The 23,711-nt window shown below is 46.6% G+C and carries 17 protein-coding genes; 8 read left to right on the top strand and 9 right to left on the bottom strand.

Annotated elements, in window-relative coordinates; genetic code table 11:
- Positions 1-466: 466 nt before the first annotated feature.
- The 3 genes from truA to DF182_RS16335 form a co-directional block, all read right to left on the bottom strand.
- Positions 467-1,231 (bottom strand): tRNA pseudouridine(38-40) synthase TruA, encoded by a 765-nt coding sequence (gene truA, locus DF182_RS16345; RefSeq protein ID WP_113616717.1) that lies wholly within the window; start codon positions 1,229-1,231, stop codon positions 467-469.
- A 120-nt stretch (positions 1,232-1,351) separates the two neighbouring features.
- Complete coding sequence (locus tag DF182_RS16340) at positions 1,352-2,842, bottom strand: DUF4476 domain-containing protein (protein WP_113616716.1); 1,491 nt, start codon at positions 2,840-2,842, stop codon at positions 1,352-1,354.
- A 37-nt stretch (positions 2,843-2,879) separates the two neighbouring features.
- Positions 2,880-3,377, bottom strand: coding sequence for a biotin/lipoyl-containing protein (locus DF182_RS16335; protein ID WP_113616715.1), 498 nt, complete (start codon positions 3,375-3,377; stop codon positions 2,880-2,882).
- Between the two features lie 136 nt (positions 3,378-3,513).
- Between DF182_RS16335 and DF182_RS16330 the strand changes: the two genes are divergently transcribed.
- Positions 3,514-6,060, top strand: a complete 2,547-nt coding sequence (locus DF182_RS16330; RefSeq protein ID WP_113616714.1) for a M1 family metallopeptidase — start codon at positions 3,514-3,516, stop codon at positions 6,058-6,060.
- A 73-nt stretch (positions 6,061-6,133) separates the two neighbouring features.
- Here the strand turns inward: DF182_RS16330 and DF182_RS16325 are convergent, their stop codons facing one another.
- From DF182_RS16325 to DF182_RS16310, 4 genes are all read right to left on the bottom strand, one after another.
- Complete coding sequence (locus tag DF182_RS16325) at positions 6,134-7,051, bottom strand: DUF1835 domain-containing protein (protein ID WP_147243449.1); 918 nt, start codon at positions 7,049-7,051, stop codon at positions 6,134-6,136.
- Positions 7,052-7,078: 27 nt separating this feature from the next.
- On the bottom strand, positions 7,079-7,849 hold the full coding sequence (locus tag DF182_RS16320) for a TPM domain-containing protein (protein WP_211327113.1): 771 nt from the start codon (positions 7,847-7,849) through the stop codon (positions 7,079-7,081).
- A 37-nt stretch (positions 7,850-7,886) separates the two neighbouring features.
- The gene (locus tag DF182_RS16315) at positions 7,887-8,342 is read right to left on the bottom strand and encodes a TPM domain-containing protein (RefSeq protein WP_113616712.1); all 456 of its coding nucleotides are present in this window, start codon (positions 8,340-8,342) and stop codon (positions 7,887-7,889) included.
- A gap of 74 nt (positions 8,343-8,416) precedes the next feature.
- The gene (locus DF182_RS16310) at positions 8,417-8,995 is read right to left on the bottom strand and encodes a LemA family protein (RefSeq protein WP_113616711.1); all 579 of its coding nucleotides are present in this window, start codon (positions 8,993-8,995) and stop codon (positions 8,417-8,419) included.
- Between the two features lie 391 nt (positions 8,996-9,386).
- Between DF182_RS16310 and DF182_RS16305 the strand changes: the two genes are divergently transcribed.
- From DF182_RS16305 to DF182_RS16285, 5 genes are all read left to right on the top strand, one after another.
- Positions 9,387-9,851, top strand: a complete 465-nt coding sequence (locus DF182_RS16305; RefSeq protein WP_113616710.1) for a response regulator — start codon at positions 9,387-9,389, stop codon at positions 9,849-9,851.
- 188 nt (positions 9,852-10,039) lie between these two features.
- Positions 10,040-11,410 carry a dipeptidase gene (locus DF182_RS16300; protein WP_113616709.1) on the top strand — a complete coding sequence of 457 codons (1,371 nt, stop codon included), beginning with the start codon at positions 10,040-10,042 and terminating at the stop codon, positions 11,408-11,410.
- 88 nt (positions 11,411-11,498) lie between these two features.
- Positions 11,499-11,897, top strand: a complete 399-nt coding sequence (locus DF182_RS16295) for an RNA-binding S4 domain-containing protein (protein ID WP_113616708.1) — start codon at positions 11,499-11,501, stop codon at positions 11,895-11,897.
- A 72-nt stretch (positions 11,898-11,969) separates the two neighbouring features.
- The gene (gene lysA, locus DF182_RS16290) at positions 11,970-13,193 is read left to right on the top strand and encodes a diaminopimelate decarboxylase (protein WP_113616707.1); all 1,224 of its coding nucleotides are present in this window, start codon (positions 11,970-11,972) and stop codon (positions 13,191-13,193) included.
- A gap of 225 nt (positions 13,194-13,418) precedes the next feature.
- Positions 13,419-15,764 (top strand): hypothetical protein, encoded by a 2,346-nt coding sequence (locus tag DF182_RS16285; RefSeq protein WP_113616706.1) that lies wholly within the window; start codon positions 13,419-13,421, stop codon positions 15,762-15,764.
- A 40-nt stretch (positions 15,765-15,804) separates the two neighbouring features.
- Here DF182_RS16285 and DF182_RS16280 read toward each other — a convergent pair whose 3' ends face one another.
- Positions 15,805-19,449, bottom strand: coding sequence for a BamA/TamA family outer membrane protein (locus tag DF182_RS16280; protein ID WP_113616705.1), 3,645 nt, complete (start codon positions 19,447-19,449; stop codon positions 15,805-15,807).
- Complete coding sequence (locus DF182_RS16275; RefSeq protein WP_113616704.1) at positions 19,446-20,297, bottom strand: hypothetical protein; 852 nt, start codon at positions 20,295-20,297, stop codon at positions 19,446-19,448. Before DF182_RS16275 ends, DF182_RS16280 begins: the two co-directional genes overlap by 4 nt.
- A gap of 147 nt (positions 20,298-20,444) precedes the next feature.
- On the opposite strand from DF182_RS16275, the gene DF182_RS16270 reads away from it, so the two are divergent.
- A complete protein-coding gene (locus tag DF182_RS16270; protein ID WP_113616703.1) occupies positions 20,445-21,692 on the top strand; it encodes a Pycsar system effector family protein in 1,248 nt (415 codons plus the stop codon).
- Between the two features lie 6 nt (positions 21,693-21,698).
- Positions 21,699-23,690, top strand: coding sequence for a polyphosphate kinase 1 (gene ppk1, locus DF182_RS16265; protein ID WP_113616702.1), 1,992 nt, complete (start codon positions 21,699-21,701; stop codon positions 23,688-23,690).
- The last annotated feature ends 21 nt before the right edge of the window (positions 23,691-23,711 follow it).

Below are 23,711 nucleotides of genomic sequence, written 5' to 3'. Positions count from 1 at the left end.
TTGTGAATCAAACTATCACTAATTTGATTCGTGCTGTTGTTTCCATTCTTTCAAAGAACTTTTGATCATTACTGATCATTGTCGATGTTCGAGATCCGATCTCTGTGGCCCATTTGGCCGTACATCCTGTATTTCAATTTTCGCAACTTCGCTTTCCGTGTGTCGCCCCGTTATCGTTGGGGTTGCAAAGGTAAGCAACTTTTCATTTCTACCAAATCTTTTTTCAAGATTTTTTATTTTCTGTTATTTCAGTGAACATCTTTCGAAGAAGAGCCACCATTCATCATTTACAGCGAAATAAAAACAGTAGAAAATCAGTATGTGAAGAGCTTTTTTGTGACCTGCTTTCTATCAAAGCGGAGCGCAAAGGTAGGCGGTTTTTTGACACTTCCAACTTTTTACACAAACTTTTTTAGACAAAAATCCTGAAACCCTTTACAGCAAAAGGTTTCAGGACCTAAAAAATTTATCGCCGCATAAAAGAAATTGGCTCCAAAAGACCTTCCGGATACTTTACCTCCATCAGAAACAGTCCCTGAGGCGGCACTGCAAAATCCGCCTTTGTACAATCCCTGCTCTCTATAGCAGCCCTGAACTCATCCAGCGAAAGCTTGCCCCGCCCCACTCTCAGCATCGTACCTACCAATCCACGCACCATTCCCCGCAGGAAACGATTGGCGGTAACGTTATAGACTACACGCTCTCCTGCTGCAGTCCAGTAAGATTCTTCAATAGCACAGATAAATGTCTTTACCTGTGTATTACGCTTGGAAAAGGTGGTAAAATCGCTATACTCACGGATAATACCGGCTGCTGCCTGTAATGCGTCGAAATCCAGCTTATAAGGAAAGAAATACCCACGGTCCCGCATAAACGGATCCTTGTGGGTATATAAAGTATATTCATAAGAACGGCTCAATGCAGCAAAACGGCTATGTGCTTCCTCCGGCACCCTGTAAACTCCCCGCAGCACCACATCATCCGGCAAAATAGCATTAATCTTATACAGAAACTGCGGATGCAAAGGCAATGTAGTATCAAAATGCAGGAAGTTCTGCAGGGCATTCACCCCCGCATCGGTCCTGCTGGACCCGGTGCTTTCCACCTTCTCCCGGAATAATATGCTGAGCGCCTTATCTACCTCCGCCTGTACGGTATGGGCATTATCCTGTACCTGAAAGCCACTGTACTGCTCGCCTTTGTAGGCCACTTCTATAAAGTATCTGTTCATCGGGCGCGAAATTAATACAATTAGAAATTATCCCTGTACCTCCTGCCCCGCCAAAATAAAAAGGCTGACCCTGTAAAGGTCAGCCCCTCCTTCGGCCGAAGGCCAGATATCTATATATACTTATTTATGTAACATTGCCTTAAACCGCCCCTTGTAATAACTTTCGGTCAACAGCGATTCGAGGGCACCATACTTCTCCGTGTCATAGGTTTTGGCATAAGCCATATCCAGCAGGCGGTAGCGGGCCTCATCTGCAGTGAGTAGCTGAACCAGCGTTTTCACCTGAGTAGTTTCCAGACAATAGTTACGGGTAGAACGACGGAACATGTCAATCATAGCGTCGTCACTTTTGGCAGCTACAAACTTGCGCAATACCTTACGGAACGTACCTTCATCCATGATATTACCACAGTCTGTATTAACAAGACGAGTATCTACCTTTTCTCTCGGCGTTGCCTCCACTATTGTTGCCTCTTCTGCCTTCTTCCTTTTTTTGGAGGACACATCATCTGCTACCGCAATGCCATAACCACTGGAATCGGTGATGATATTGGCCGGATGCTCTGTATCGTCAAACAGTTTACGTTTTTTCTTTTTGGTATGGGCAGGCGCCTCTTCAGCAACCGGTGTTTCTACAGCCGGGGCCGGAGTTTCTACCGGTACGGCAGCAACCACTGCCGGCGCAGCAGCGGCCGGTGCTGCAGATTTGCCGTCCTCCTGAAACTCAATAAAATCAGGATCACCTTCCCTTTTCTTATGTTTCTTCTGTTTTTTGTGATCCGGCTGCTCTTCCCCTTCTGTTTTGGAAAGATCTTCACTGGCTGCTTCGCTGGCCGCGGTCCGGCTTTCTTCAGCCATCACCTGCTTCAGGATGCCCTCTTCTTCTTCGGTGAGGGGTTCCCTTTCGCCTTTATGCTTTTTGCCTTTGTGCTTTTTGGTTTCATGTTCAGCCGCGGGTTCCGATGCAGCAGGTGCTGGTACAGGTTTGGCGGCCGCTTCTTCTGCTACAGGCTCATCGCGGTCATCACCAGATACCACCACTTTATCAAGCGCGGAGGAAAAAGCATTGCCCGGCTTGGAGGAGGGTTTAGCAGGACCGGTGACAGTAGCCGTTTGGGAGAAAGTCGTTTCCAGGTCTTTCTGCATGTTGTTCATCATCTCCTTACGGGTAGTATCTTCGGGAGCGTTGTTTACCGCAGCTTCCGGTGCCGGCTCTTTGGCAGCAGCTACCACAGCTCCACCATCATTGTTATCGGCTTTGGTTTCCCGGAACGTCTGCATATTATATAATGTATAGCCCGAACCGGAGGCCTTTTTTAACAGAAAGCCCAGATCACTTTGTGCTATACGCACCTGGAACTTCTGCTCCTGAGCAGGGCCCTCACTTTTGGCAAAACCGATGGATATCGGTACTGTGCCACTTTCCAGCCGGGGCAGGATAACATACCCTCTCTCGGTAGAACTCAGCACCTGGCCATTTACCTTTACATAAAAGGGCTGGCCTTTTTCACTCTGGATATATACATAATGCTGCTGTTCCTGTGCCCATGCGCGGCCACAGCAAAACAAGCATGCCAATAGGTATAATACTGTCCTGTATTTGAAAAGCATACTAAAAATTGGTATAAAACTGTCCTTTACGCAAATATTATTCCAGCACGATCAGCACCTCGCCTTTTTCTACGGCAGTGCGCTCTGCTACCTTTATTTCTTTCACCACGGCATCCGAAGCCGCTTTGAATATATTCTCCATTTTCATGGCTTCCAGGATGAGCACCGGATCGCCTTTATGGATAGCCTGACCGGGGGTCACCAGCACTTTCAGTACCAGTCCCGGCATAGGGGCTTTGATATCATTCACTTTTTTAGTCATGGCATCCTTTATCCCCATGGATGCCAGCAACTGATCAATTGGTTCTTCAATGGCCACTTCGTACGTCTGCTGGTTGATCTGCAGCGTAACGGTCTTGGTGTCTTTGTCTACTTTCAGTACCTGTGCCTGATAGCTGTGGCCATCCATAATGATGCTGTAATCACCCGAAGGTACCTGTACTGCAGACCAGTCTACCACCTGCCCGTTGCAGGTAAGGGTTGAATCCTGATTTATGGTGTACGCAGACTTACCGTTTACTGTTGCTTTGATCATAGTGTTTCGTATTTATTGGCTGCTAAGTATAACAAAAATAGCATTTTTAACCACTTGCCTCATTATAAGGCCATTTGTTTAAATTTGACGCTTTATATAAGCAGAAGCTGATATATTTAATTAAAACTGATTTTACATGAATCAACATTTGAAGCGGTCCCTTTTGGGTGTGCTGATCGGTGGGATGGCTGGCTTGGGAGCGACGTCTTCCCTGATGGCCCAGACCGGGATTGCAGCCCCAGAAGATCCTGCCATGAAGATCTACAGAGCGGCAGCTACCAAGGTCAATGACCTGGTACATACCAAACTGGACGTACGTTTTGATTACCCCAAACGTTACTTGTACGGCAAAGCCTGGATTACCCTGAAGCCCCATTTCTACGCGACTGACTCCCTTATTCTCGACGCCAAAGGCATGGACATCCATGAAGTGGCTATTGTAAAAGGAGGCAAAAACAGTCCGCTGAAGTACTCATATGACAGCCTGCAGCTGCATATCAAACTGGATAAAAACTACCAGGCCACCGAATCCTATAACATCTATATCAGCTATACCGCCAAACCCAATGAGCTGAAGGTGAAAGGTAGCGCCGCCATTACTGATGCCAAAGGATTGTATTTCATCAACCCCGACGGTACAGAACCCAACAAGCCTACCCAGATATGGACCCAGGGCGAAACTGAAAGTTCTTCTGTATGGTTTCCTACCATCGATAAAACCAATCAGAAATGCACCGAAGAAATCAGCATGACGGTGCCTAAAAAATATGTGACCCTCTCCAATGGTAAACTGGTAAGTCAGAAAACCAATCCTGACGGCACCCGCACTGATACCTGGAAGATGGATCTCCCCCACTCTCCTTACCTGTTTATGATGGCAGTAGGCGAATATGCCATTGTAAAAGACACCTGGAAAGGCAAAGAGGTAAGCTATTATCTGGAAAAGCCATTCGAAAAGTATGCTAAAAACATCTTTGGCAATACCCCTGAGATGCTCACCTTTTACTCCAACATCCTGGGATATGAATACCCCTGGGTAAAATACTCCCAGATCACGGGCCGTGACTATGTTTCCGGTGCGATGGAAAACACCACCGCCACTCTGCACGGGGAGTTTATGCAGAAAACAGACCGTGAACTGCTTGACAACAATAACTACAATGAAAGCGTAATTGCGCATGAACTGTTCCACCACTGGTTCGGCGACCTCGCCACAGCCAAGTCCTGGAGCAACCTGACCGTTAACGAATCTTTTGCTGACTACAGTGAATACCTGTGGCTGGAACACAAGTATGGCAGAGATGCAGCAGATGAACACGGCTATGAGGCGGCTATGTCCTACCTTTCTATGGTACAGTATTCCGGCGACAAAAACCTGGTACGTTTCTATTACCGCGACAGGGAAGATATGTTTGACCAGGTGACCTACCAGAAAGGTGGCCGTATCCTGCATATGCTGCGTAATGCCGTTGGTGATTCCGCATTCTTCAAATCCCTGAATGTATATCTGAAAGCCAACGCGTTTAAAGCTACGGAAGCCCATCAGCTGCGTCTTGCCTTTGAAGAAGTAACCGGCCGCGATATGAACTGGTTCTTTAACCAATGGTATTTCGGACAAGGGTTCCCTGAACTGGATATCAGCTATAAATACAGCGGCAATAAAGTGACTGTGTTTATCCAGCAGCTCCAGAAAGCAGATAAAGTATGGCAACTGCCGCTGGCCATTGATATTTACAGCGGCGGTAAAAAAGAACGTCACAATGTAACGGTATCCAACCGCGTGGATTCTTTCACCTTCAATTTTTCCACTAAACCGGACCTGATAAACGTAGATGCCGAAAAGGTGATTTTATCCAAGAAAGATGACCACCGTGATTTCTCTACTTATGTTTACCAATACGCCCATGCGCCGCTCTACATGGACCGCCGCATCGCTATTGAAGCCGCAGCTGAAGCCCAGGGCAACAATCCGGAAGCCGTAAAACTGCTGATACAGGCTACGAAAGACAAATACCACGGGCTCCGTACCCTGGCTGCTGGTTCGCTCAATCTGAAGCTGCCGGCTGTAAAAGCTGCTGCCCTGCCTGTATTGACAGAAATGGCCAAACAGGATCCCAGCTCCTTGACTAAGGCTGCTGCCATCAAACAACTGGGAGAACTGAAAGACCCGCAATACGCCACTTTATTTGAAGCAGCTACCAAAGACCCATCCTATGGTGTAGAAGCTGCTGGTATTGAGGCGCTGGCAGAGCTGGACCTCGATAAAGCTTATGGTATTGCCAAACAACTGGAGAAAGATACCAAGGGCAAACTGGTAGGCGCTATTGCCAGCATCTATGCCCGCAAAGGCAATCCGGCCGATATTAGTTTTGTAGCTACCAAGTTCGATGAAACTTCCGGCCAGGACAAGCTCAATGCAGCATTCGACTACCTGGGCTTCCTTGCTAAAGTCAATAATACGGAGGCCGTGCAGCGCGGGGTAGATCAGGTGAAAGCAATGACCGTACAGTTCAACAACGGTCAGGTAAACACCTATATCAGCAACTGGCTGCAGGAAATTGCCCGTAAAAAAGATATGGACGCTACAGCTGTTACTGGTAAAGACAGTGATGGACTGAAGCAACAAGCTGCCTATATGCGGAAAGCATCTGACAGCATCCGGGCGGCGGCCAATAAAGAATAATAGCCGGCTCAGATAAAAAGACAAAAGCGCGCAGGGAGTTAAACCACTGCGCGCTTTTGTCTTTTTATGCAAACTACTGTTCTTTTTTGATGATCTTTTGTAAGGAGGGATCCCAGCGCCAGGGGGTTTTATCCAGCCGTACACCACCCAGCCACCGATGATGAAGAGGAAGGTAGTCGAGATAATTTTCTTCATTGTTGAGGACCTCCTGCCCGAGGCTGGTGATACTAATCATCTGGGCTTCGTTTTCTATGACGCCTGCCTGTTGCATCCGTTGTATGAGTAAATCCAGCTGGAAATCACCGAAGCCGTATATCCACAGTTCATCCCAGAAAGCGGTGTAAAGGTCATAATTCCGGTATTTGCCCAGAGAAAGTTTACGGAGGAAGAATTTTTCGATGCTACTCAGGCCGCTTTCCACATCGGGGAATCGTTCCAGATGGGCACGGAGTGCTGCTGGCAGATATTTCAGGTTACCGCCTTCCATTCGGGTGATTTTCTCCAGTGCCAGCGGGGTGTCTTCGCAATAGGCCTCCCAGGTATCGAATGCCAGCTGAATATCAGCAGGCTGCAGTAATACCCGTTGCTCCAGCAAAGAGGGATAATCTGTTACTTCCCGGTGATGGGGCATATCTACAATGCTGATGGGGGGTAAAGTATCCAGATTGTTTTTGAGATAAATGATGATAAAGACCAGGTTGATCTGACAGAACAGGTCTGCTTCAAACCAGAGTACTATTTCATCAAAAGAGCTGGAGTTTTTTAATTTCTCCAGCTCATGAACGACATTGGTATAATATGTTTGTTTGTCGATACCGTATTGGAATTCCAGGTGTTTGGCGCGGCTTTCAAAAAATTCAACCGGGTCTTTGGTGTTTTTGACTTTCCCTTCACTCATCATCTCCCTGCATACTACTACGCCGCCTCTGAGCCTGCTTTGTCTGAGCTGGGAAAGTGTAGCGTCACCGTTTAACACATACATGTATGACATAACGTTATTTTCAAGGGTTTTCAAAGATTACCAGCTGCCACTGGCTCCTCCTCCGCCGCCGGAACCTCCGCCGAAACCGCCGAAGCCTCCGCCACCGCCGCCGCCTGACCAGCCTCCTCCGCCACCGCGTCCGAAGCCGCCCATGCCGCCGATTACCGGCCATATCCAGCCTCCGCGTCTGTTGTAAGTGGTACCACCACCTCCACCGCCACCACGGCTGATAATGGAAATGATGATTACAATTACCAGGATAAGGAGGAAAACGCCGCCCGGGCTGATACCGGGTTTGCTTTGTCTTGGATCGGCTTTGTATTCACCGGCAGCCGCTTTCTTGATGGCGTCTACCGCACCGTCGAGGCCCTGGTAGTATTGTCCCTGCCGGAAAGCGGGTTTGATGATCTGTGTAATAATTTCATTGGCTATAGCGTCCGGCACAACGCCTTCCATGCCATAACCTGTTTCTATCCTGATCTTCCTGTCTTCCAAGGAAACAAGAATAAGGATACCATTGTTCTTGCCTTTTGTACCAATCCCCCAATCTCTTAAAATTTTAAGTCCTACCTGGCTGATATCGTAATTACCAACCGATTTAAGGGTAACGATCGCTATCTGAGTGGAGGTACTGTCACTATAGGCTACCAGCTTCTGCTCCAGCCTTTCGTCTTCATCTTTCAGGAGGATGCCGGCAAAGTCGTTTACTAAAGTCGGAGGATTAGGCCTTGGCGGGATGTTTTGTGCTTTTGCCAGCAATCCTGCCATCAGTAATAATCCAGGTAAAAACCAGCGTAATATCCTCATGTTCGTCTGTGCTAAAATCGTTTTAAAAAAGTGCCCGCTAGATATTGAAAACGATGTCGTCCGGTAACTCGTTGGTATCACCGGCTTCATGGGGGAAGTAGGTACGGAGGGATTCGCCTATCTCCCGGATACATTCTTCGATACCTTCAATGATGTGGCTGTTCTGGAAGTGGCTTTTAAGGAGTGAAGCCTCCTGCTGCCAGAAATCGTCGCCCACTTTATCATGAATGCCCTGGTCGCCCAGAATGGCAAACTGATGGTCTTTAAGAGCCACATATACCAATACTCCATTGCGTTGTTTGGTTTTCTCCATGCCCAGGGAAACGAAGGCTTCCTTTGCGCGGTCCATGGGATTTACGTAACTGCAATGGTTTTCTACAAATAACCTGATTTCGCCCGATGTAAGCCTTTCAGCTACCCGGATAGCCTGCACCAGTCTGTTTTTATCCGTTTCGGAAAAAATCTCTCTCTTTTTAAAAGGGAATAGACGCATGCTATTATATTTTGTTGGGATGATGGGTGATTGTTTTTAAATCACCCATCATACTATACATCAGAATATTAATCCTAGAATTTTACTTCCGGTGCTTTCTCAGCGCCAGCCTGTGCTTCAAAGTAACCTTTCTGTTTGAAGCCGGTGATGCCAGCTATCAAATTGGTAGGGAAACTACGAACATTACTGTTGTATCCGTTTACCGCATCGTTAAAGTCGTTACGGGCAACGTTGATTCTGTTTTCAGTACCTTCCAGCTGTGACTGCAGCGTCAGGAAGCTCTGGTTGGCTTTCAGTTCAGGATATTGTTCAGAAACGGCGAGCAAACGGCCCAGTGCCTGGCTCAGCTGACCTTGAGCTGCCTGGTACTGCTGTATTTTTTCAGGGCTCAGGTCATTCACGTCTACTTTGATTTGAGTTGCACTGGCACGGGCTTCCATCACTTTGGTAAGGGTGGTTGTTTCAAAGTTGGCAGCGCCTTTTACAGTGTTTACCAGATTAGGAATAAGGTCTGCCCGGCGTTGGTAACTACTCTGCACTACACCCCATTTATTCTTCACAGTTTCCTCCTGTTTAACTAATCCATTGTACTTTCCGCAACCTAACATGCCCAGTAATACAATAACAATGATTACAATAATTCCTTTTTTCATCTGAATAGAATTTTAAATTTAATGCCGGCAAGAGAGCAAAAGCTGTTCCTGTTTCCATGCCTGCCGGTGTAACTAGTTGTTTTCACGGTGAACGCAGTAAAAAACACGGTAAAACCATATTTTTCATCTTCCCACGAAAATATGGAAACTAAAGCAGTAAATCGCTATTGCTTAGGGAAACGATGAATTTAAAAAAAAGTTCATCCATACTTGAAAAATTCACGCTAATACAGTATGTTTATATGTACCTTTATAGCACGTTTATCGTTAGCTGTTTTTATCGATAAATGCCAAAAAGTGAATGGGGCAGGATAGATACTAAAATCGATATAACAGGTTTCATTGTTTCTAACTCATTTATTATTAATAACTTGGAACTAAGTCTGCTTAAATGAGTGCACAACACATCCATATACTCTATATTGATGATGAAATACACAACCTGAACGCCTTCAAAGCTTCGTTCAGGAGACTTTACAACGTTTTCACCGCCACCTCAGCCGAAGAAGCAGTGAAACTACTGGAAGAGCGGGAATTTCACATCATCATTTCCGATCAGCGAATGCCCAGAGTGACCGGGATCGAGTTTTTTGAGTCCATACTGGAAAAATATCCCGAGCCTATCCGTATGCTGCTTACAGGCTACGCCGATATTAATGCCGTTGTGGATGCCATCAACAAAGGCCAGGTGTACAAGTATTTCTCCAAACCCTGGAATGAGGAAGAACTAAGACATAATATCGAAAAAGCGTTTGAAGTGTATTCCCTCCGGAAGGAAAACAAGGAACTGACTGCCAAACTCCTGGATGTCAACGAAAAGCTGGAGTTCCTGGTACGACAAAAGCTGATTTCCTAATATTTCTACTGATTTCCGTTTATTGGTTTTTATAAATCAACACATTAAGCATCTTCGAATACTAATATATCTCGAAAGAGGTTCAATAACCAGCCTAATCCCAAATTCCACAAATCCGTAAATCCCAAATTCCTGAATGTTCTTTTTCCTTTAACTTGCATCCCATTGTGAACTTAATTTCCTGAATCATGCAAGTTTGGAAAGAATACCAGGCCCAACACAAAGAGCGTTTCCTGGAAGAATTGCTGGATCTGTTACGCATTCCGTCTGTGAGTGCTGATTCCCGCTTCAATGGTGACGTTCAGAAGTGCGCAGAAGCCGTAAAGCAACGCCTGCAGGAAGCTGGCGCGGATAACGTAGAAGTATGCCCGACCGCAGGACACCCTATCGTTTATGGAGAAAAGATCATAGATCCTTCTTTACCGACCGTACTGGTATATGGCCACTACGACGTACAACCTGCAGATCCGCTGGAACTGTGGCATAGCGGCCCGTTTGAGCCCGTTATCAAAGACGGTAACATATACGCCCGTGGCAGTGCGGACGACAAAGGACAGTTTTACATGCATGTAAAAGCCTTTGAAACCATGAACAAAACCAACACCATTCCCTGCAACATCAAATTTATGATCGAAGGGGAAGAAGAAGTAGGTTCTGCCAACCTGGGTATCTTCCTGGAACAAAACAAGGAAAAACTGAAAGCTGATGTAGTGCTCATCTCTGACACCTCCATGATCAGCCTGGAAGATCCATCCATCGATACCGGCCTCCGTGGCCTCGCCTACATGGAAGTGGAAGTAACTGGTCCTAACCGCGACCTCCACAGCGGCGTTTATGGCGGCGCAGTAGCCAACCCGGCCACTATCCTCGCCAAAATGATCGCTTCCCTGCACGACGAAAACAACCACATCACCATTCCCGGCTTCTATGATAAAGTACAGGAACTGACTCCTGAAGAAAGAGCAGACCTGAACTCAGCTCCCTTCGACGAGGAAGCCTACAAAAAAGACCTGGGTATCGCTGATGTATGGGGCGAAAAAGGATATAGCACCATCGAAAGAACCGGTATCCGTCCTACTTTGGAAGTAAACGGTATCTGGGGTGGTTACATCGGTGAAGGTTCTAAAACCGTATTGCCTTCCAAAGCTTTCGCAAAAATTTCCATGCGCCTCGTTCCCAACCAGGACTGGCATGAAATATCCGACCTGTTTGCCAAACACTTTGAAGCCATCGCTCCTAAGAGCGTGACTGTAAAAGTGAACAAACACCACGGCGGAAGCCCATATGTAACGCCAACTGACTCTGTGGCCTACAAAGCAGCCCACAAAGCTATTGACACTACCTTCGGTAAAGCTCCTATCCCCGTTCGCGGCGGCGGTAGTATTCCGATCGTAGCCCTGTTCGAAAAAACACTCGGCCTGAAAACAGTACTGATGGGATTTGGACTGGACAGTGACAACCTCCACTCTCCCAACGAAAAATATGGTCTGGCCAATTATTATAAAGGCATCGAGACCATCCCTTATTTCCACCAGTATTTTGCTGAGATGAGTAAATAAATCAATTACGAGTTACGAATTGGGAATTATGAGTGCATTATCGTGATTCTCAATTCGTAATTCGTAATTTATAATTCGTAATTGACCCATGAGTACCACTGAAAAAATACGGGTAGACAAATATCTCTGGGCTATCCGGGTTTTCAAAACCCGCAGCCAGGCATCAGAAGCCTGCGACGGCGGTAAAGTAAAAATGAACGGCAACAATGTAAAAGCCGCCAAACCCGTCAGCCTCGGCGACAACTTCGAAATCAGAACCGAAGGCCGTAAATGGATCATCCAGGTAACCGGACTCCTGTCTAACAGGGTTGCCTACAGCGAAGCCATCAAATACTACGCAGACAACACACCTGAAGAGGATAAATCCGCACCCAAAGCCATCGCAGCCGTATTCCATACCGGTAAAAGACAAAGCAAAATAGGACGCCCGACCAAAAAAGACAGAAGAAACATTGAAGGATTCCTCGGGGAAGCAGACGAAGATTGATTTCAATCTTCTATAATTTCTCAGTTTTGCGTAGTAATTTTGCCACCTCATTCTTAAATCAAGGAGTAATCAATGCCTAAACAAAGCGACGTACTTGCTACCGACTTCCTCGTGAAAATAGCGGACGAATTTGGTACCCCGGTATATATATACCACGCAGAAAAGATTAAAACCCAGTATGAAAAGCTCCAGAATGCCTTCCAGAAGGCCAACACCCGCTTTTTTTACGCCTGTAAGGCATTGACCAACATCAACATCCTGAAGTACATCAACTCCCTTGGTTGCGGACTGGACACCGTATCCATCCAGGAAGTACAGCTGGGCCTCAAAGCAGGTTTTGAAGCTAAAAATATCATCTTTACACCCAACTGTGTAGATCTGCAGGAAATCATTGCTGCCAAAGACCTTGGTGTGATTATCAACATCGATAACCTCTCCATCCTGGAACAATTCGGCAACAAGTTTGGCGGTAGCTATCCCATCAGCATCCGGCTCAATCCGCATATCATGGCGGGAGGCAACTTCAAGATCTCTACCGGACATATCGACAGCAAATTTGGTATCTCCATTCACCAGCTGCGTCATATCGAACGCATCGTGAAATCCACCAAATTGAAAGTAACCGGCCTGCACATGCATACCGGCTCCGAAATCAAAGACGTGGACGTTTTCCTCCGTGGCGTGGAAATCATGTTCGAAATGGCACAGCACTTCCCTGATATCGAGTCTATTGACCTCGGCAGCGGATTTAAAGTAGCTTACCAGCAGGGCGATCCTGAAACAGATATCGACCTCCTCGGTAAAAAACTGAGCGATGCTTTCAACAACTTCTCTAAAAACTACGAAAAACCACTCCAGCTCTGGTTTGAACCAGGAAAATTCCTGGTAAGCCAGTCCGGTTACTTTGTAGTAAAGGCCAACGTTATCAAACAAACCACCGCCAACGTTTTTGTAGGTGTCAACTCCGGCTTCAACCACCTGATCAGGCCCATGTTCTACGACGCATTCCACCTGATCCGCAATATCTCAAACCCTAAAGGAACTGAACGCATCTATACCGTTGTAGGTAATATCTGCGAAACAGATACCTTCGGATGGGACCGCAAAATCAATGAAGTGCGGGAAGGCGACTACCTCGTTTTCTATAACGCCGGCGCCTATGGTTTTGAAATGTCTTCCAACTTCAACTCCCGCCTTAAACCGGCCGAAGTAATGGTGAAAGACGGCAAACCGTTCCTGATCCGTAAACGCGATACACTCGAAGACCTGCTTAAAAACCAGATCGAACTCATTTAGTTATTTGATCATTTGGTTATTTGGTTATTTATAAAAAGCTGTTTATCAGCAATAGTAAAATAGCCAAATAACCAAATGATCAAATTTAAAATATTGCCCCTACCTTTACGTCTGCATACTATCTCCCCTTGTTACTCCTGCACTGTTTTACTGTAAATTGTAATAGAACTTTTTTGTGATCACAAAAAACGAAAAGCCTTTGGTGATAATTTTATACGCGTTTATATGAAGATTTTAACTGGACACACCAACGCATTACAGGACGATAAATTAATCGAAGCCAATATATCATTCGTCCCTTTCCTTCGTTTTCTGAAGGAAAAGGCAGCTAATGACCAGGATCCCCGGTCTTCTTTCTATCGCCTGATTATCCAGAAGTTCGAAAGCCACCCGGAAATACTCAATCCTATTTCACCTACAGCCGATCTTTCTGTCTATAAAGAATATCTCGATCTGCTCACCGCAGCCATTTTTCCCATCACCACAGATACCACCCGTGATATCTATGGCATCGGGGTCCCTTTTAAGTTTGCTATCTTTTATTATTCCGAACTTTTCCGGCAGATGTTCACGGAAAACGGTTCCGGCCTGGTGACTGTTCCACAGGGCATTTCCGTGGCTAAAGTGAAAAAGGACAAGCTGACATGGCTGTATAAACTGATCCTGGAAAGAGTATATAATTTCCCGGTCAACTACCAGAATGAAATCATCCATCACATAGAACTCCCTGACGGCTCCAAACGGTACGTGAAAGTGAATATAGACCCCCGTTTTGTAGACGTAAAGATAAAAGGAGATACTCCGCCCCCACTGGACTACGACAACTACTGCTCTTACCAGATGGCCCCGGATACTCTGCAAAACATTATCCCCCCGGATCAGTTCTACCTGGAAGGATTTGTGATATGGACAGTGGAAGATGTCACACAGACAGAAATTCTCAACAATATCAAGGGCCTGGTGATGAACATGCAAGCTGGCAACGAGGCTGAGACGTACCGTACACTGGAAAAAATGATCCCGACTGTTATGGACTGTCCCCACGTCACAGCTCATATCGTACCTTTTCCGAAAGTAAACGGTAAAAACGTGCTGGAAGAACAGTTCATCAGCACCGATCCGATCCTTGGCATCGGGCATAAAAAACAACAACAGCACTTCTTCCACCTGTTGATCGAACATGCGGCCAAACAGCCCACACCACTGATTATTCCGGCAGTCAATGAGGCTACCATCTCCCAATATCCTTTCCTCAAATATCTGCCGATCAAAAATATTCAGAGCTTCATCCTCTTCCCCATCACCCATAAAAAAGAAATACTGGGCGTACTGGAACTGGCTTCTTCCCAGGTCAATATGTTGTCTGCAGAACCACTGTGGAGACTGGAAAGCATCTATCCGTTGATGGTCCTCATGCTCAACCGCAGCATGAGTATCCTCGACAGCAGAATCAACGAAGTACTGAAAGATCAGTTTACCGCCCTGCAGCCCTCTGTAGAATGGAAGTTTACTGAAGCTGCCTGGAACTACCTGCTCACTCCCGCAGAAGAACGCAAAGACATTGAAAACATCTCTTTTGAAGAAGTATATCCGCTGTATGGCGCCATCGATATACGGAATTCCTCCGTACAACAGGGCAATGCCATCCGCGAAGACCTCCAGGAACAGCTGGAACTGATCAAATCCACGCTGGAAACAATAGCCAAGGAAATTCATTTGCCTCTCCTGGAAGAACTGATGTTTAAAACAGAAGACCTCCTGAGCAATCTCAGCGATCACCTCACTGCAGGGGAAGACCTGAAGGTGAATGAATTTATGGAGCAGGAAATACAGCCTGTACTGGAACATCTGTGTGAAGGCAGTGAATCCCTGAAGCCCGTCCTGGAAAGCTATTTCAGCAAAATCGACAAAGCGGAAGGACATGTTTTCCGCCACCGCCGGGAATATGAAGAAAGCCTTTCCACTATCAACAGGGCCATCAGCCAGTATCTGGAAAAAGAGCGGTTATATATTCAGCAGTCCTTTCCGTGTTATTTCGAAAAATACCGTACAGACGGTATCGAATACACGATTTATATTGGACAGTCGATTGCCCATGAGAAAAAATTTGATTACCTGTACCTTCGCAACCTGCGCCTATGGCAGCTTTCCTCCATGGCTAAAATTGCGCGGCTGACCCATAAGATATCACCACGGTTGAAAATACCGCTGCAAACCACACAGATGATCCTCATGCACAGCTCCCCTATCACTATCAGCTTCCGTAGCGACGAACGCCGGTTTGATGTGGAAGGTGCCTATAACATCCGTTATGAGATCATCAAAAAAAGGATAGACAAAGTACATGTAAAAGATACCGGCGAACGGCTTACCCAGCCTGGCACCATTGCCATGGTTTACTCTTATGTGCGTGAAATGGAAGAACTGAGAAAATACATATCCTTCCTGCAAAGCAAAAATATTCTGTTACCCGATATCGAGATGCTGGATCTGGAAGAGCTACAAGGTGTTAGCGGCCTGAAAGCACTCAGGGTGAGGGTTAACATGGAAGATACTTTACCATCAGCTTAAAAAAGAAAGACCGGGACATTTGCCCGGTCTTTTTTTATGATCAGAATTTAAATCCAAGTGTTACATAGGGGATCGTTTCTTCACTCGAATGCCCGATTACAGCCGTCACAATCAGTGCATTGACAGGCGCCACGTAGATACCGCCACCATATCCGTCGTGCCATATGTGCGAAGTTTCGTTATCCTTCCATACACGGCCAACATCATTAAAGGCCAGCAACCCTACTGCCGCAGGCAGCACATAAGTTTTCAGATCAAAGAGCTTCACCCGTATTTCGGTATTGTTATAAGCAGCAGCACTGCCGGCAAAACGATAGTTGCGGAATCCGCGCAGGTTTTGTGTACCTCCAACAGTAGCCGCCTGGAAGAATTCATAATCGCCCCATATTTTGCTTCCTCCAAAACGGCTGACAATTACAAAGCTGGCCGGCACCCGGAAGCTCATATACAGACTAAGATCTGATTGCAACTGCGTATAGTTCTTACTGTCACCGTTCAGTCCTTTGGTGCCTGTCCATATGGTGGTCCACAAAATGCCCCGTGTAGGGATCAGCTTATTGTTACGGGTATCTACCTGGGCTACCAGCTTAGCACCGGCATAGGATTTATTATTGTAAATGCCGGAATCGAGCCCGTTCAGCTGGAAATTGGTAATAAAACGGTTATTGTTTTCTTCGCGGTTAAAAGCATAGTTATTAAACGTAGGTCCGTAGGACAGGCTGAAATGATTGCCTATTTTGGTTCTCAGCAATACTTCTGCCGTATACAGATTAAACCGTGCCCGGTAATAGCGGATGCTTTTACCATTACTTTTATCGAAAACAGTTTCATTTCCCAACCCGAAGAAGTTGATTGTATTGTTGGGAGCTTTGGCTCTGGCCAGCAGCAGCAGGTCTGACTTACCCACAACGTCCGTAAACTCTCCATCATAGCGGAAATTCCAGGCGCTGGTGGCTAACGAATGTGTAGCTGTGAAGATATGTTTGGAAGCATATGGCTCCTTACGGAATGAGTGCCGGATCAGTTGCAACCCCACTCCCAGTAAAATACCGTCATCCCGGTTGTAAGCACCGGCCAGCATAGGAAACGTTTTGTTATACTGGAAGGCGCTCCGGTTATAGTGGATATTCTCCGGATCATCAGACAGGCGGCGTTGTATATGGCCATCCAGCAGGAAGGTATCCTGGCCGGTACGCTGATCGTATATACGTATCCGTTTGCCTGCGTGGAACGTGGAACTGTCGATATAGGTATCCGCATCTTTACCTCCTATAAGACGAACACGTATAGGCGTGCCATGGTCACCTTTTATTTCGAAACGGTCGTGTCCTCCCAGGCCGTATACATTTACTTCGTTGGTTTCTTTGGGATCAAAGGTGCGGGAATAGATGTTCTGCTGAACTTCTCCTTTTTTACTGATCTTATACATATTCAGCGCTACCGCTCCCCCTTTGAGTTTTTCCAGCTGGATCAGCTCATTTTTGCTGGTAGCTGGTACGTCCACAGACTTAGCCAGGAAACGATAGTATTTGAGCATGTTTTCTTTCAGGATACTTCTGCGGATAGACAGCCGCTCGAGCATCATTGGCCCCACTTGCTTACGAACAGTATCAGGGAAAGCGTTGACAGCAGCTCTTATCACACTGTCTGTCATTTTGTTCAGGAACTTATCCGTTTGTTTTTCCCAGTCTTTTTTCTCCAGCTCATTCATAAAGGAGCGATCGAAATAGCGGGCACTGAACTGAAAGCCGTTTACATCAGGGATCTTGTTCCGGAAGCCTTGAATTCCCGGCAGTATCCAGGGTCTGCTCAACATCCGGGGAAGTACTCCTTCATTCACAAAAAAGGCCTGATCACGGTCACGGGGCACCGGATAATAGTATTCTTCTCCCTTATGTTTTTCCTTGTACCAGCGCCACTGGTCGTCGTGCCGGTCGAAATCCATGATATAGGTATCGAGGATACGTGCGCGCAGCACAGCTTTCTGATCTACATGAATATCATTATCTCCTAATACTTTGGCCAGTACCTTGGGTGTACTGTAGGTTTTGTCGTTTTTGCCGGTCACTGGTTCTCTTTCTTCCAACAGAAATACATCGTTGCCGAAGTCGTGGGCATATATGCTGAGTGCGGTATCTAGTGGAAGATATACGAAGGTGGGATGTGTATGCGGTACCCCGGCAGCTTCCGCCAGTACGCTTACCGCCAGCGGGGCATAAGGATTGGCGGCGGATATCTGGTCCTGTACCACTTCACGGGCAATCGTTTCTCTTAATTGTACCGGAATGGCTGCCAGCGGAAATTTTTTCAGTGAACGCATGGCGTATTCTTTTCCGGTGCTGTCGGCCAGCCGGAGGGAATGGGTTTGTTTACCACCACCCCGCTGTAATATTTTATATCCGTTTTTATTGAGGTCTATCACCGGGAAATTGAGTGGTGTGGCCCATACTTCACGGTAGTTATTACCCAGCAGGAAACGGTGGAACTTACTAACCCTTGCATATTGGGAATCTGCCGGCACTTTCACCCAGGCCGGCATAGCGGAGGGTTCATGAAACTGCAGCCCCTGGCTGCGGATGTCCTGCAGATGTAATAGTGTATCACTGAAAGCCGGTGCAGACAAGTCTTTGGCCAGGAAATACTGTGCTCTCACGGTACTATCTGACAACACTTCCACTACGCTGAAACCATTTTCGGAAGAGGCATACAGCGACTTCCTACCTTTTTTTACGCGGTTGTTTTTAGCGGCGCTGCCACTAACAATGTAGGTGTTGGGTTTATCTTTTATCAGCTGGAGGGTATGGTCATGGCCTGATACAAAGACTACTGGTCCATGTGGTTTAAATGCTTCTTCCACCCCTTTGACCATCTCTTTGTATTTAGGGTTGGGCATATCCTCCGGTGTACCAAATACGCCACGGGCCAGCGGATAGATAGACCCTATCACTGGTAGCGGCACATACAGCCATGGTTTCAGGTCCGTCAGCGGGAACACATGTTGTTTGATCGTATAATATCCGCCATGGATGCCATAGCTGCGGAAAGGATGGTGTGTGGCGAATATCAGGAGTTTGTTCCGATTGGTAGCTACTATCTCAGACAGTCTGGTCAGTACTTCATCTTTGTCTTTACAGTCGCAGGAAGATTCGATGCCTGGCTTCTCATAGGGAAATACCCACCATTCGCTGTCCATCACTATCAGTGTGATATTATCTGCGATTGGTACTTCCACCGGGCCGGGACAGCCATCTTTAGGGAGGAAGTCTACATTATCCAGGTAAAGTGAGTCGATGTACTCCTGTTGGTTACGGATGGTCCGCCATCCATCGGGTTTGCTCTTTTCCCAGTCGTGATTGCCGGGGATGAAGATACCACGGGAGCGGGTACCTTTTATCAGGTTCACCTGGTAATCCAGTATTTCCTTTGCTACCGGATATGTTTTATTGGCAGGGTCTGGTAACCCTTTCGGATATACGTTGTCGCCCAGGAATAGGACGGTGTTGATATCTTCCTGAAGGTTATATTTCTTTCGGACGGCATCCACTACGGGGTTATGCCCGTTTTCGTGCAGTTCACCGGCATCACCTATCAGGATGATGCGTTTTACTACAACCGGGGATTGCGCAAATATGCGGCCGCATACCAGGGTAATAAATGTGATAAGGATTATGGCTCTGTTGATCATTTGCGCTTATAAGTGAATTTAAGAATATTGGCCATGCCGTCATAGCCACCTTCATTGGATATGTAGAGGTCTCCATTGGCCGCAAAGGTAAGTCCTTCGGGCTGGAGAAACAGCCGGTGTTTGAGGTTGTAGGCTTCCTGTATATGTCCCTGCAGATCGGTGATGACCAGCAGTCCATTAACCGACGCCACGATGTACAATCTTTTTTCAATAGGATGTATAGCCGCTGCAGAAGGTTTGAAAAAACGCATGTCTGTACCTGCCAGTTTCGCTATCTCTTCATTATCCAGGCGAAACAGGGGCATGGTATCGAAAGTGCGGGTAGCCAGGTCAAAGCGGAAGGCACTGGTTTTCCCATCCTTTTTATCATCGTGGGCGTTTTTGGTAATGAGCACGATACTGTTTCTGGCACTGTCAAAATAGGTGGTTTCAAATTCACGCTTGCCTTCTTTCGGAAACTTGTAATGTGTGCTGGATACAGAATCGGTAAACAGGCCATGTACTTCGTACAACGAGCCATTGCTTTTCAATACAAACCAACCGCTGTCTGTACGGCAGATATCTTCATAATCCCCGTTTTTGGCAAATTTCCAGGAAGGATAAGGCTGGGTGGTATGTACATCTATTTTATATACTCTGCCTTCTTCATCATTAATCGCAATCATATTTCTTTCATCCGGGAAAGCCTCTATACCGGATATCTCCTGCATGGACTCCCGCACCCGGTATCGTACCGGCTCCTTGAGGTCGTACCCTGCCGGAGAAGCGTATATTTTCTGTTCCCTATCGCTGAAATTATTACAGGAAAGGAACAGTAAGGTGATTATCAACAGGGGTATTCTGGTCATACATGGGCTTTGTAGCATAAATTTAACTTAAAAATGCAGTAACTTTCCTCATACAAAGACACAAAGTGAGCAAAGCACGCCAGGCTTACAAAGGTACTTCTTCGCTTTCTTTGCACACGCTGTGCTTTTGCTGACAAAACTACAAATATGCAAAACAGCTCACTCATAGATGCCGCCAGAGATTATATGTTGGCCCAGTATCAGCAACATCCGCATCCGGAACTGGTATATCATAACTTTGAACATACCCAGCAGGTGGTAAAAGCCGCCGCACAGATTGCCGCACATTACCGCTTACAGGATGATGAATTACAGGCAGTATATGTTGCAGCCTGGTTCCATGATGCGGGCTATCTCCTGGGTGACAGCACCGTCCATGAAGAAACAGGGGCTGAAGAAGCAGTTCGTTTTCTACAGGGGCAACAGGCCCCGGAACACATACAAACCATGGTTAAAGGTGCTATCCTGGCCACTAAAATGCCACAGTCACCACATACCCTGGTAGAACAGATTGTTTGTGATGCGGACCTGTTCCATCTCGGATCAAAAGAGTTTGCAGATCGTAACAAACTGCTGCGCCGTGAAGTGGAAATGAGAACACAACAGGAAATCCCTGCCACCACCTGGCTCACAGGCAATATCAAGTTCCTCAGCAACCATGAGTATTGGACAGACTACGCAAAAACATATACCAAACAACAAAAAGAAGAGAATCTGCAAAAGCTCTATAAGAGACTGGAAAAAAAATCAGTAGAAGCACAAGAAGAAAAAGCCACTGTTGTAGCCGCCAGCGTGCCTGACAACACCAGCACCACTCCTGATGCGCAGCTGATTGCCAAAGCTAAAAAGAAAACACCCAAACCGGACCGGGGTATCGAAACCATGTTCAGGATCACCTCCACCAACCATATCCGGCTGAGCTCCATGGCTGATAGTAAAGCTCATATAATGATCTCGGTCAACTCCATCATTATTTCCTTTATGCTGACAGTACTGGTAAGGCGTATCGAAGATTATCCCAATATGATCATTCCTGCTGTCATATTCCTCATCACTTCCGTTACCACCGTCATCTTTGCGGTATTGGCCACCAGACCCAATGTCACCAGTGGTACATTTACCAAAGAAGATATCTCCAACAAAAATGCGAACCTGTTATTCTTTGGAAACTTCTACCGGATGAAACTCGATGAATACGAATGGGGAATGAAAAAAATGATGGAAGATTCTGAATTTCTCTATGGCAGCATGACCAAAGACGTATATCATCTGGGCGTGGTGCTGGCACACAAATACAGACTACTTCGCATATCCTATAACATTTTTATGTTTGGTTTGATAGGCTCTGTGTTGGCATTTATGATCGCCGGCATATTTTTCCCGGTAAAAGCATAAGTATTCATGAGTATTCCTTTATATAACCGTGATCTAAGCTGGTTGTCATTTAATTATCGGGTATTGCAGATGGCTGCCGATACGCAGGTGCCATTGTATGAACGTATCAAATTCCTGTCTATATTTTCATCCAACCTCGACGAGTTCTTCAGAGTGAGGATGCCAGCCATACTGGCCATCAATAAGGTGCTGGAGCGCGATCCTGAAGCTGCCGGTGAAGAATCTCCTTCACCCGAAACCCTGCAACAGGTGCTGGATACCATTAATCAGCAACAGGAAGAATATGGCCGGATATTTACCGGCAGCGTCCTGCCTGATTTGCACCAAAATGGGATATCCCTGCACTACGGTCCCGCCACCGACCCGGCCATGGCCACTCTTACCAGAACTTACTTCCTGTCGGCCGTACTGGCCTGGCTGCAGCCGGTATGGCTGAGCCAACGCCACAAAAAATTCTTCCCGGAGAATAATGCATTATACCTGGTAGTCACCCTCTCTCCTGAGCAGGCACCGGATACACAGGAAACAGTGCTCGTTAATATTCCTTCCGGGCTGAAACGCTTTATCACACTGGATTCACCTGATGGTGTATTTCGTATTGCTTTTCTTGATGATGTGATAAGAATACATCTTCCTTATATTTTCCGCGGATATACCATACAAAACAGTTACTGCATCAAGCTGACGCGTAATGCGGAAATAGATATGGATGAGATGAAAGGTGATATCCTGGAAGAAGTAGAAACGTTGATCCGTAAACGTGAGTTGGGTGTTCCTACCCGCTTTCTATATGACTCCGCCATGCCGCTGCAGCTACGCAATTTCCTGGCTGATCATTTTGAGGTGGCAGCCAACGAAATGGTGCCTGGAGGACGTTACCACAACCTGAAAGATCTCGCTGATCTGCCGATGCCTGCAGGGTTTACAGATGCCCTGTATCCCAAAGCCAGGCCCTCAGCCAATCCGGAGGCAGCTGCAGCTGATTACCTGCTGGACCTCATCCAGCAGCGGGATCTGCTGGTACATCTCCCTTATCAGCAATACGATCCAGTACTGCGCTTCTTCAATGAAGCAGCTATCGATCCTGATGTGGCCGAGATATATGTAACCCTTTACCGTATTGCTTCCGGCTCCCAGATAGCGCAGGCACTGATCAGCGCTGCCCGTAACGGTAAAGCTGTAACGGTATTCGTGGAACTGAAAGCTCGTTTTGATGAAGCCAATAATATTCGCTGGTCTAAAAAAATGAAAGAAGCCGGTGTAAAACTCATCTATAGTATCCCGGGCATGAAAGTACATGCCAAAACAGCGCTGGTAAAGCGTCGCCGCGGCTACCAATGGGACTATTCCGGTTTGATTGCTACCGGTAACTTCAACGAAAGTACTGCCCGTTTTTATACCGATCATGTGCTTTTTACCTCACATGCCGGTATCACCCGGGAAATGGAACTGCTGTTCCTGTATCTGCAAAGCAGAGAACAGCCAATGGCTTATCATTTCCTGCAGTTCCAGCACCTGCTGGTGGCCCAGTTCAATATGATGTCCCGTTTTACTGAAATGATAGACCGGGAGATTACCAACGCCCATGAGGGCCTGCCCGCGGTTATTACCGTTAAGGTGAACAATCTGCAGGAAAAAGCTATGATTGCCAAGTTATATGAAGCCAGCCAGGCTGGCGTACAGGTCAACCTGATCGTACGCAGCATCAACTGCCTGCTGCCGGATATTACCGAAAGCCGCAATATCCGTGTGGTAAGGATTGTAGACCGTTACCTGGAACATGCGCGGGTATTCATTTTCCACAATAATGGCAAAGAAGAAGTGTATATGGGTTCTGCAGACTGGATGAACCGGAACCTTTACAGACGCATAGAAGTATGTGTGCAGATATATGATACTGCCCTGCAGCAACAGCTGAAAGACATCATCGCCTTACAGCTGGGAGACAGCACGCAGGCGCAAAAAGCCATACAATCCTATGTCCAAAATATAGTGTAAATTAGAATGATGAATAAATCA

The organism is Chitinophaga flava (assembly GCF_003308995.1).
Taxonomy (GTDB): Bacteria; Bacteroidota; Bacteroidia; order Chitinophagales; family Chitinophagaceae; genus Chitinophaga; species Chitinophaga flava.
This window is presented reverse-complemented; position numbering and strand designations above follow the sequence as displayed.

Coding starts and splice junctions, on each gene's coding strand:
- DF182_RS16270 (WP_113616703.1), top strand. CDS start 20,445: ATGCAAAACAGCTCACTCATAGATGCCGCCAGAGATTATATGTTGGCC.
- DF182_RS16330 (WP_113616714.1), top strand. CDS start 3,514: ATGAATCAACATTTGAAGCGGTCCCTTTTGGGTGTGCTGATCGGTGGG.
- ppk1 (WP_113616702.1), top strand. CDS start 21,699: ATGAGTATTCCTTTATATAACCGTGATCTAAGCTGGTTGTCATTTAAT.
- DF182_RS16275 (WP_113616704.1), bottom strand. CDS start 20,297: ATGACCAGAATACCCCTGTTGATAATCACCTTACTGTTCCTTTCCTGT.
- DF182_RS16340 (WP_113616716.1), bottom strand. CDS start 2,842: ATGCTTTTCAAATACAGGACAGTATTATACCTATTGGCATGCTTGTTT.
- DF182_RS16315 (WP_113616712.1), bottom strand. CDS start 8,342: ATGCGTCTATTCCCTTTTAAAAAGAGAGAGATTTTTTCCGAAACGGAT.
- DF182_RS16285 (WP_113616706.1), top strand. CDS start 13,419: ATGAAGATTTTAACTGGACACACCAACGCATTACAGGACGATAAATTA.
- DF182_RS16320 (WP_211327113.1), bottom strand. CDS start 7,849: ATGAGGATATTACGCTGGTTTTTACCTGGATTATTACTGATGGCAGGA.
- DF182_RS16300 (WP_113616709.1), top strand. CDS start 10,040: ATGCAAGTTTGGAAAGAATACCAGGCCCAACACAAAGAGCGTTTCCTG.
- DF182_RS16310 (WP_113616711.1), bottom strand. CDS start 8,995: ATGAAAAAAGGAATTATTGTAATCATTGTTATTGTATTACTGGGCATG.
- DF182_RS16335 (WP_113616715.1), bottom strand. CDS start 3,377: ATGATCAAAGCAACAGTAAACGGTAAGTCTGCGTACACCATAAATCAG.
- DF182_RS16295 (WP_113616708.1), top strand. CDS start 11,499: ATGAGTACCACTGAAAAAATACGGGTAGACAAATATCTCTGGGCTATC.
- truA (WP_113616717.1), bottom strand. CDS start 1,231: ATGAACAGATACTTTATAGAAGTGGCCTACAAAGGCGAGCAGTACAGT.
- lysA (WP_113616707.1), top strand. CDS start 11,970: ATGCCTAAACAAAGCGACGTACTTGCTACCGACTTCCTCGTGAAAATA.
- DF182_RS16305 (WP_113616710.1), top strand. CDS start 9,387: ATGAGTGCACAACACATCCATATACTCTATATTGATGATGAAATACAC.
- DF182_RS16280 (WP_113616705.1), bottom strand. CDS start 19,449: ATGATCAACAGAGCCATAATCCTTATCACATTTATTACCCTGGTATGC.
- DF182_RS16325 (WP_147243449.1), bottom strand. CDS start 7,051: ATGTCATACATGTATGTGTTAAACGGTGACGCTACACTTTCCCAGCTC.